This is a genomic window from Anaerotignum faecicola (assembly GCA_024460105.1).
Lineage (GTDB): Bacteria > Bacillota > Clostridia > Lachnospirales > Anaerotignaceae > JANFXS01.
This window is the reverse complement of the sequence record JANFXS010000488.1, coordinates 1-404: the sequence shown is the minus strand read 5'-3', so window position 1 is coordinate 404 and position 404 is coordinate 1. Positions and strand designations below refer to the sequence as shown.

At 57.2% G+C, this 404-nt stretch carries 1 protein-coding gene; it reads right to left on the bottom strand.

Annotated features, from left to right (window positions below; genetic code table 11):
• Positions 1 to 404 (bottom strand): MFS transporter (locus tag NE664_15025; GenBank protein ID MCQ4727945.1); only part of this gene is annotated, 404 nt, incomplete at both ends.

Genomic DNA, 404 nt, shown 5'->3' with positions numbered 1-404 from the left:
GGTACCCGTACCGATAAACGCGCCGAAGAAGTGGGCGACTACATAGATGGCGACGACTGCCGCCAGGCGGCCCGCCTGGTTTTCGACCAGCAGCGGGACGAAAAAGAGAGAGGAGAGCAGAAGCCGGTGGATCAGTGCGAAGCAGGCGATTAAAAATTTCTTCTGTCTCAAGTTCTCCAGGACGACGGAAGAAAACATCTGCAGGGTGCACAAGAGCACCGGAACAGAGCCGATGATTCCGTTTAAGGAATCATCAGCGCCGAGATAGCCTGCGTAGCCGGACAGAAACGCCCCCGTTGTCAGGGTGACGACGCCGTTGGCGCAGCAGCCTTCGGCAATAAACAGCTTCCGGCCCCTGGAATAATCCGTCTCCGTCATGACAGTATCCCCGAAATACGCCTGGG